This is a genomic window from uncultured Blautia sp., assembly GCF_902497045.1.
Taxonomy (GTDB): domain Bacteria; phylum Bacillota; class Clostridia; order Lachnospirales; family Lachnospiraceae; genus Blautia_A.
This window is the reverse complement of the sequence record NZ_CABVDF010000247.1, coordinates 1-3,939: the sequence shown is the minus strand read 5'-3', so window position 1 is coordinate 3,939 and position 3,939 is coordinate 1. Positions and strand designations below refer to the sequence as shown.

The 3,939-nt window shown below is 42.2% G+C and carries 5 protein-coding genes; all 5 read left to right on the top strand.

What is annotated here, in order from left to right:
- Positions 1-42: 42 nt before the first annotated feature.
- Positions 43-960 (top strand): hypothetical protein, encoded by a 918-nt coding sequence (locus RDS42_RS13170; RefSeq protein WP_308784060.1) that lies wholly within the window; start codon positions 43-45, stop codon positions 958-960.
- A 44-nt stretch (positions 961-1,004) separates the two neighbouring features.
- Entirely contained in the window at positions 1,005-1,700 is a 696-nt protein-coding gene (gene pyrH, locus RDS42_RS13165; RefSeq protein WP_308784059.1) for a UMP kinase, read from the top strand.
- Between the two features lie 60 nt (positions 1,701-1,760).
- Positions 1,761-2,312, top strand: a complete 552-nt coding sequence (frr, locus tag RDS42_RS13160) for a ribosome recycling factor (RefSeq protein ID WP_308784058.1) — start codon at positions 1,761-1,763, stop codon at positions 2,310-2,312.
- Between the two features lie 101 nt (positions 2,313-2,413).
- Entirely contained in the window at positions 2,414-3,121 is a 708-nt protein-coding gene (locus RDS42_RS13155) for an isoprenyl transferase (protein WP_308784057.1), read from the top strand.
- Between the two features lie 3 nt (positions 3,122-3,124).
- The gene (locus RDS42_RS13150) at positions 3,125-3,919 is read left to right on the top strand and encodes a phosphatidate cytidylyltransferase (protein WP_308784056.1); all 795 of its coding nucleotides are present in this window, start codon (positions 3,125-3,127) and stop codon (positions 3,917-3,919) included.
- Positions 3,920-3,939: the final 20 nt, after the last annotated feature.

Here is a 3,939-nt window from a genome sequence, read left to right as displayed (position 1 = left end):
CTATGATTTAATATTCCATTATTATGAATGGGAGGCTATTATATGAAAAAAAAATATCTTGTAGCAGTAGGTCTTCTGGTACTTGCAGCAGCCACAGGATGTGGAAAATCAAAGAATGAAGAGGTTCAGAAGCCGGCACAGGTGACGCCTACGGCAACTCCTGCAGTAACTCAGTCTGCGGACCTTGTAGATATGGAAGTGGTGGAAGAAGAAAACGTTATGGGTGAAAAAACTTCCACAGCATCTAAAGTTACTATTGTTAATCGAACCGGTTCTGAGGTGGGAGCAATCTATATCCGCCAGCATGTATCGGATGACGGAGACGATGATGAATGGGGTGAGGATCTGGTTGATGGTCAGTTTACCCTGAAAAATGGCGAGGAAGCAGTTTACTACTATAAAAAGCCGTCCTCCGCAGGAATCACCTATGATATCCGTATTACCTATACAGAAGAGGACAAAAATGAATGCTTTTTCCGTGATCTGCCTCTGGCATCTATTCGTCAGATTACCCTGCGCATGAGCGGAACAGGAGAAGAAAGCATTCCTTATGCCACTTATATGACAACTACCGGCAAGAAGGAAGTATCTACTCTTGAGGATGTGAAGAGAAGATTAGGGATGACAGAAGATGAAGATGATACGGATGATGAAAACGAAAATGAAACTCCGACTCCTACTTCAGCTCCAAATCCTACTTCAGCACCCGAACCGACACAGGCGCCGGATGATGGAGATGATTCCAACAATACGCAGCCTACAGATGATACGATAGATACGGCAACAGGCTATATTGGTCAGTCTATGGATGATCTGATCGGAGCAATCGGATCTCCGCAGTATGATGAATATGAAGAGGAGCCTGATACAGGAAAAACAGGATATCATTATTATCCTAACTTTACGGTATCTACTACAGTAGATGAGAATGGCAATGAGATTGTTACCGGTATCTGGTAAACTCTCTCTTATGATGTAAGAACGAAAGGGAAAAGGTAAAGGATATGAAACGTATTTTGTTAAAGTTAAGCGGAGAAGCTCTTGCAGGAGCTAAAAAGACCGGATTTGATGAAGAGACTGTTATCGCAGTGGCAAAGCAGATTCGTACTATTGCTGAAGAAGGTACCCAGACCGGTATTGTTATTGGAGGAGGAAATTTCTGGAGAGGTCGTACCAGTGAGACTATCGACCGTAACAAGGCGGATCAGATCGGTATGCTTGCCACAGTGATGAACTGCATTTACGTATCAGATATCTGCAGATACCTGGGGCTTGAAACAGAAATCTTTACTCCGTTTGTATGCGGAGCATTTACAAAGCTTTATTCAAAGGATGCTGTAGAGGAAGCTTTCAAAGCTGGTAAGATCCTGTTTTTTGCCGGTGGTACAGGTCATCCGTATTTCTCTACAGATACAGCGACTGTATTGAGGGCTGTAGAAATCGAGGCAGAAGCTATCCTTCTTGCCAAGGCTGTAGATGGAATCTATGACAGTGATCCGAAGCTGAATCCGGAAGCGGTAAAATATGATGAAATTTCGATTGAGGAGGTCGTTGACAAGAAACTTGCAGCGATGGACCTTACAGCATCTATTATGTGCCTGGAACAGAAAATGCCGATGCTTGTTTTTGGACTGGAGGAAGAGAACAGTATTGTAAATGCAGTTCATGGTAAATTTACAGGAACAAAAGTGACGGTTTAAACTGCCGTATACAAAAGCAGCAGAGCTGCAATAAAAACATGGAGAGGGAGATTATAAAACATGGATGAAAGAGTTCAGAAGTATGACAGCAAAATGACAAAAACTTTAAGCGGATTTGAGGCGGAGCTTTCTACTATCCGCGCAGGACGTGCGAATCCACACATTCTTGATAAGATTACCGTAGATTATTACGGCAGTCCGACACCGCTTCAGCAGGTAGCGAATGTCACGGTACCGGAAGCACGTATGATTCAGATCCAGCCATGGGAATCCAGTATCATTAAAGATATTGAAAAGGCGATCATGGTATCTGATCTGGGACTGAATCCAAGCAATGATGGAAAAATCATTCGCCTTGTTCTTCCGGAACTGACAGAAGAACGTCGTAAAGAGCTTGTGAAAGATGTAAAGAAAAAGGGCGAAGCAGCAAAGGTTGCTGTGCGTAATGTCCGCAGAGATGCAAATGATGCATTTAAGAAACTTACTAAACAGGATGTATCTGAGGATGAAGTGAAAGATCTGGAGGATCAGGTTCAGAAACTGACAGACAAATACATCAAGGATATTGAGGCAGCAGTAGACAAAAAATCAAAAGAGATCCTTACTGTATAATCAGTAGGAATGAAGAAGGAGAGCTGTAAAAAATAGCTCTCCTTCTTGCCATAACACCAGAATACATAAGATTTTAAAATTGTATGCAGAGAGGTGCAGAAATGAAAATACCAAATCATATTGCCATCATTCTGGATGGAAATGGGAGATGGGCTAAAGCAAAAGGCATGCCGAGAAGCTATGGGCATGTAAAGGGCTGTGCAAATCTTGAAACGATCTGTGAAGATATCAAAGACCTTGGGGTGAAATATCTGACTGTTTATGCTTTTTCTACAGAAAACTGGAAACGGTCAAAAGAGGAAGTGGATGGGCTGATGAAGCTGTTCCGCAATTACCTGAAGAAATGCAAGAAAATTTCGGAAAAAAATAAAATGCGTGTAAAGGTTATTGGTGATATTTCCGCTTTTGATAAGGATATACAGGACAGTGTCGCAGAACTTGAGGAATTTTCTAAGGATTATGATGAATTATTTTTCCAGATTGCATTAAATTATGGAAGCCGGGATGAGATTGTCCGGGGAGTTCGCAGACTTGCAAGGGATGCGGCGGATGGAAAGCTTGTTCCGGAAGAAATTGATGAAAAGATATTTGAAAGCTACCTGGATACAGCAGGAATCCCAGATCCGGATCTTATGATACGAACCAGCGGAGAACAGAGGCTGTCCAACTACCTTTTGTGGCAGCTTGCATATACGGAGTTTTACTTTACTGATGTTGCATGGCCTGATTTTCATAAGCCGGAGCTTTTGCAGGCTATTGAGAAATATAACGAAAGAGACCGCAGATATGGCGGTGTGAAGGAGGAATAGGCAATGTTTAAAACAAGATTGTTAAGCGGGATTCTTCTGGTCATTATTGCCTTTGTAACAATTATGTCAGGGGATTACGTGCTTCTGCTTACACTGCTGGCCGTTTCTCTTATTGGAATGCGTGAATTGTACAGTGCTATGGGTGTTCATAAAAAAGGAACAGATCTTCTGGAGCTTGCAGGCTATCTGGGAGCAGTTATGTATTATGGAATGATTTTTCTTGATTTTGAAAAATATGGAATGATGGCTGTGATCCTTTCTCTGGTGCTTCTGATGTTTGTTTATGTGTTTTTGTATCCAAAATATCATGCAGATGAAATTATGTCAGCTTTTTTTGGTCTGGTGTATGTGGCAGTGATGCTTTCCTTTATCCTTCTTACCCGAAATCTGGAAAACGGAAAGATCCTTGTATGGCTGATCTTCTTTTGTTCCTGGGGCTGTGATACCTGTGCTTACTGTGTGGGAATGCTTATTGGAAAACATAAGATGGCTCCTGTATTAAGTCCGAAAAAATCTGTTGAAGGTGCAGTCGGAGGTGTTGCCGGTGCTGCGGCACTGGGCGCGATTTATGCAGCGGCTACCCATGCTCCGGCCCTGGAATATGCTGTGATCTGTGCGGTAGGTGCGCTGATTTCTATGGTGGGGGATCTGGCAGCTTCTGCCATTAAGAGAAATAAAGGAATTAAAGATTATGGAAAACTGATACCCGGACATGGGGGTATCCTGGATCGTTTTGACAGCGTGATTTTTACTGCTCCTGTTATTTATTATCTGTCAAAAATCATTCTGGGATTATAGCATATATATTTTCTGAAGAA